This is a genomic window from Streptomyces sp. P5F9 (assembly GCF_057961495.1).
Genome location: NZ_JBXVPZ010000651.1, coordinates 1 through 4,204, shown reverse-complemented (window position 1 = coordinate 4,204; position 4,204 = coordinate 1). Strand labels below are relative to the sequence as shown.

The following is a 4,204-nucleotide window of genomic DNA, read 5'->3' as shown; positions in this document are numbered from 1 at the left end:
CCGCCCTTCCCTCCGGTCGCGTCCCCCAGTGCTTTCCTCCCCCCTCTAAACGCCCGGTCCCATCAGCAGGTTCCCGGCACCAACGGATACAGTCACGCCCAGGCAACCACGGGGACAGGAGAGGGTCATTACCGGCAACCGGCAGACGAGCTGGGCGTTCGCCGACGCCTATGTCGCCGAGGACGAAGCACTGCGCTGGGCCCGTGACCGGGCCCGCGAGGCAGGGCTGCGCTCGGTGTCGCCCGGCACGGGCGCCGCGCTGCGGATGCTCGCCGCCACCGTGGACGCGAAAGCGGTGGCCGAGATCGGAACCGGGACGGGCGTCTCCGGAATGCATCTTCTGTACGGCATGCGGCCGGACGGGGTACTGACCACCGTCGACCCGGAGCCGGACCACCAGCAGTTCGCCCGCCAGGCCTTCCGCGCGTGCGGCTTCGCCAGCAACCGGGCCCGCTTCATCCCTGGCCGCGCCCTGGACGTGCTGCCCCGGCTCGCGGACGCGGGCTACGACCTCGTGTTCTGCGACGGTGACCGGCTGGAGTTCCTGGACTATCTCGCTGAATCGTTGCGCCTGCTGCGTCCGGGTGGCCTGGTGGTCTTCGAGGGCGTCTTCGCCAACGGCCGCACCGTCGACTCGGGCCCTCAGCCCACCGAAGTCCTCCGGCTGCGCGAGCTGCTGCGCGCCGTGCGCGAGAGCCCGGAGCTGGTGCCGTCGCTGCTCCCGGTGGGCGACGGCCTGCTGTGCGCCGTCAAGCGCTAGACAGGCGTCAAGCGCCGGACCTGCCGTACGACTCCGAACTCAGGACTCCGGGAAAGCAGCTGCCCCGGCACCATCTCGGGTGCCGGGGCAGCTGAAGGGGTATGGTCGCGTTCCGCCGCGTCAGCCGACGACCTTCTTGAGGGCGTCGCCCAGCGCGTCGGCCTCGTCAGGGGTCAGCTCGACGACGAGCCGCCCGCCGCCTTCGAGCGGAACGCGCATGACGATGCCCCGCCCCTCCTTGGTCACCTCGAGCGGGCCATCGCCCGTCCGCGGCTTCATGGCCGCCATGCTCGTTCCCCTTCCTGAAACCAGCTCATCGTCGCCGACGGCCCCATGGAGGGCACGCGCGGCCCCTAATGAGACACGCGTCACCGGCATCGAACACATTGCTTCCAAGCCATTATCCCGCATCTCAGGACCCGATGACCAACATCAGTCGGCATCGCTTGGGCAACGCGCACGAGCAAAACCACTCAATTCGCCGATGTGACTGCGATACTGCGCCGCCGCGCCGACCCCCGCCGCCCGAATCCGGAGCGGAATTCTTTGACGCAGGTCACACGTCCGGTCCGGTGCGCGGACGGTGATCTCCGCCATGCTGTCCTACGGACGTACGGCGTACCGACCGGTACGCCGGAGCCGCGACACCTGAGGGGATACGCCATGGCCGACACCGTGCTCTACGAGGTGAGCGACGGACTCGCGACGATCACGCTGAACCGCCCCGAGGCGATGAACGCGCTGAACATCGCGACCAAAGTCGCCCTCCGGGACGCGGTACGGGCCGCGGCGGACGACGACGCCGTACGGGCCGTGCTGCTGACCGCGGCCGGCGAGCGGGCGTTCTGCGTGGGCCAGGACCTCAAGGAGCACATCACCCTGCTGGCGTCCGACCGCGAGGCCGGGACCGGGGCCACGATGACCACGGTGAAGGAGCACTACAACCCCATCGTGCGGGCGATCGCCGGCATGGCGAAGCCCGTGGTCGCCGGGGTCAACGGGGTCGCCGCGGGCGCCGGTTTCGGGCTCGCCCTGGCCGCGGACTACCGGGTCGTGGCGGACACCGCCGGCTTCAACACGTCCTTCGCGGGGGTCGCCCTGACCGCGGACTCCGGCATCTCCTGGACGCTGCCCCGGGTCGTCGGACCTGGTCGCGCCTCCGACCTGCTGCTGTTCCCGCGCACGGTCACTGCGCAGGACGCGTACGACCTGGGGATCGCCAACCGTCTCGTGCCCGTCGGCGAGCTGCACGCCGAGGCGGCGAAGGTGGCCCGGCAGCTGGCGGACGGCCCGACGGTGGCGTACGCGGCGCTCAAGGAGGCGGTGGCGTACGGCCTGACGCACACCCTTGAGGAGACCCTGGAGAAAGAAGACGAACTCCAATCCCGGGCGGGCGCGTCGGAGGACCATGCGATCGCTGTGCAGGCCTTCGTCAACAAGGAGAAGCCGAAGTACTTGGGTCGGTAGGCGCCTACTAGGAGACGTTTCTGGCGACGCATGTCTTCAGGTGGTCGTTCACCAACCCGCACGCCTGCATCAGGGCGTACGCCGTCGTGGGCCCCACGAACTTCAGGCCCCGCTTCTTCAGGGCCTTCGACAGGGTTGTCGACTCGACCGTCACCGCCGGGACGTCCCCGAGGGTTTTCGGGGCCGGCCCCGGCTTCGGGGCGTGGGACCAGATGAACTCGTCCAGTTCGCCCGGGGCCCAATCCGCCAGCACGCGCGCGTTGGCGATCGTCGCGTCGATCTTGAGACGGTTGCGGATGATGCCGGCGTCGGCGAGGAGGCGTTCGCGGTCGGTGTCCGTGAAGGCGGCGACCTTGGAGATCTGGAAGCCGTCGAACGCCGCCCGGAAGCCCTCCCGTCGGCGCAGGATCGTGATCCAGGAGAGGCCGGACTGGAAGGCCTCCAGGCTGAGCCGCTCGTAGAGGGCGTCGTCGCCGTGGACCGGGCGGCCCCACTCCTCGTCGTGGTACGAGACGTAGTCCTCCGTGGACAGCGCCCAGGGGCAGCGCAGGGCGCCGTCCGGACCGGCGACGGCCCCGCCCTCGCTCACTGCTGGTCGCCTTCGACCGGCTTCTGCATGGAGAGGTGGGCGCCGGCCTGCGCGCCCGCGAGGGCGTGCTCCAGGTCGGCGATCCGGGCGTCGCGCTCGGCGAGTTCGGCGGCGATGCGGCCCAGCGCGTCGTCCACCTCGGCCATGCGGTAGCCCCGCGCGGCGAGCGGGAAGCGGAGGGTCTCGATGTCGGCGTGGTTCACCGGCCGGTCCGGGGGCAGCGGGTCGTCGAGGCGCTCGGGCGCGGCGTCGGGCAGCGGGGCGCTCTCGCCGCCGCCGATCACCGAGAGGGTCACGGCGCCGACCACGACGGCGAGCGCGACGACCAGGAACAGGAACATGAACATCTCTGGGATCTCCACGGGCGTCGATGTCGGACGTGCCGAAGCCGAATGTGTCAGGGTCCGATCGTGCCATGCGACGCTGACAGTTAGGGTCGCAGGCGGCTGAAGACCGGTACGTACTAGGAGAGGTCACAGGGGATGCTCAGGCTGGGCAGGCGTGAATTCGGCGCGCACGAGCCGGTGATCATGGCGATCGTGAACCGGACCCCGGACTCCTTCTACGACCAGGGGGCCACGTTCCGCGACGAGCCCGCCCTCGCGCGCGTGGAGCAGGCGGTGGCCGAGGGCGCCGCGATCATCGACATCGGCGGGGTCAAGGCCGGCCCCGGCGAGGAAGTGACCGCCGACGAGGAGGCTCGGCGCACGGTCGGCTTCGTGGCCGAGGTGCGGCGGCGCTTCCCGGACGTGATCATCAGCGTGGACACCTGGCGGCACGAGGTCGGCGAGGCCGTCTGTGAAGTGGGCGCGGATCTCCTGAACGACGCGTGGGGCGGCGTCGATCCCCGGCTCGCGGAGGTCGCCGCGCGGTACGGCGTGGGGCTGGTGTGCACGCACGCGGGCGGCGCGGAACCCCGCACACGGCCGCACCGGGTGACCTACGACGACGTCATGGCCGACATCCTGCGCGTGACCCTAGGTCTCGCCGAGCGGGCCGTGGAACTCGGGGTCCCCAGGGAGTCGGTTCTGATCGATCCCGGGCATGACTTCGGGAAGAACTCGCGGCACAGCCTGGAGGCGACGCGGCGGCTCGGGGAGATGGTCGACACGGGGTGGCCCGTGCTGGTCTCGCTGTCCAACAAGGACTTCGTGGGCGAGACGCTCGACAAGCCGGTCAAGGAGCGGGTTGTCGGGACGCTCGCGACCACCGCGGTGTCCGCGTGGCTGGGGGCGCAGGTGTACCGGGTGCACGAGGTCGCGGAGACTCGGCAGGTGCTGGACATGGTGGCGTCGATCGCGGGGCATCGGCCTCCGGCGGTGGGGAGGCGGGGGCTGGCGTAGGTTTTTTTCGCCCCCGCCGCCCCTACCCGTCCCATCCCTGGGGGC

Annotated in this window: 6 protein-coding genes; 3 read left to right on the top strand and 3 right to left on the bottom strand. The window is 70.7% G+C overall.

Features of this window, described 5'->3' with window-relative positions:
- The first annotated feature begins 61 nt into the window (after positions 1–61).
- Positions 62–760 (top strand): O-methyltransferase, encoded by a 699-nt coding sequence (locus AC31A1_RS47755; protein WP_078652869.1) that lies wholly within the window; start codon positions 62–64, stop codon positions 758–760.
- Between the two features lie 120 nt (positions 761–880).
- Here the strand turns inward: AC31A1_RS47755 and AC31A1_RS47750 are convergent, their stop codons facing one another.
- A complete protein-coding gene (locus tag AC31A1_RS47750; protein ID WP_003966491.1) occupies positions 881–1,048 on the bottom strand; it encodes a DUF3117 domain-containing protein in 168 nt (55 codons plus the stop codon).
- A gap of 375 nt (positions 1,049–1,423) precedes the next feature.
- Between AC31A1_RS47750 and chcB the strand changes: the two genes are divergently transcribed.
- Positions 1,424–2,227, top strand: a complete 804-nt coding sequence (gene chcB / locus AC31A1_RS47745; RefSeq protein ID WP_489659322.1) for a 2-cyclohexenylcarbonyl CoA isomerase — start codon at positions 1,424–1,426, stop codon at positions 2,225–2,227.
- Positions 2,228–2,234: 7 nt separating this feature from the next.
- Here chcB and AC31A1_RS47740 read toward each other — a convergent pair whose 3' ends face one another.
- Together AC31A1_RS47740 and AC31A1_RS47735 are read right to left on the bottom strand one after the other, a co-directional pair.
- On the bottom strand, positions 2,235–2,816 hold the full coding sequence (locus AC31A1_RS47740; protein ID WP_489659321.1) for a DNA-3-methyladenine glycosylase I: 582 nt from the start codon (positions 2,814–2,816) through the stop codon (positions 2,235–2,237).
- Positions 2,813–3,163, bottom strand: coding sequence for a DivIVA domain-containing protein (locus AC31A1_RS47735; RefSeq protein WP_489659323.1), 351 nt, complete (start codon positions 3,161–3,163; stop codon positions 2,813–2,815). Before AC31A1_RS47735 ends, AC31A1_RS47740 begins: the two co-directional genes overlap by 4 nt.
- A gap of 135 nt (positions 3,164–3,298) precedes the next feature.
- On the opposite strand from AC31A1_RS47735, the gene folP reads away from it, so the two are divergent.
- A complete protein-coding gene (folP, locus tag AC31A1_RS47730) occupies positions 3,299–4,159 on the top strand; it encodes a dihydropteroate synthase (protein ID WP_489659320.1) in 861 nt (286 codons plus the stop codon).
- Positions 4,160–4,204 lie beyond the last annotated feature (45 nt).

Coding starts and splice junctions, on each gene's coding strand:
- chcB (WP_489659322.1), top strand. CDS start 1,424: ATGGCCGACACCGTGCTCTACGAGGTGAGCGACGGACTCGCGACGATC.
- AC31A1_RS47735 (WP_489659323.1), bottom strand. CDS start 3,163: ATGTTCATGTTCCTGTTCCTGGTCGTCGCGCTCGCCGTCGTGGTCGGC.
- folP (WP_489659320.1), top strand. CDS start 3,299: ATGCTCAGGCTGGGCAGGCGTGAATTCGGCGCGCACGAGCCGGTGATC.
- AC31A1_RS47750 (WP_003966491.1), bottom strand. CDS start 1,048: ATGGCGGCCATGAAGCCGCGGACGGGCGATGGCCCGCTCGAGGTGACC.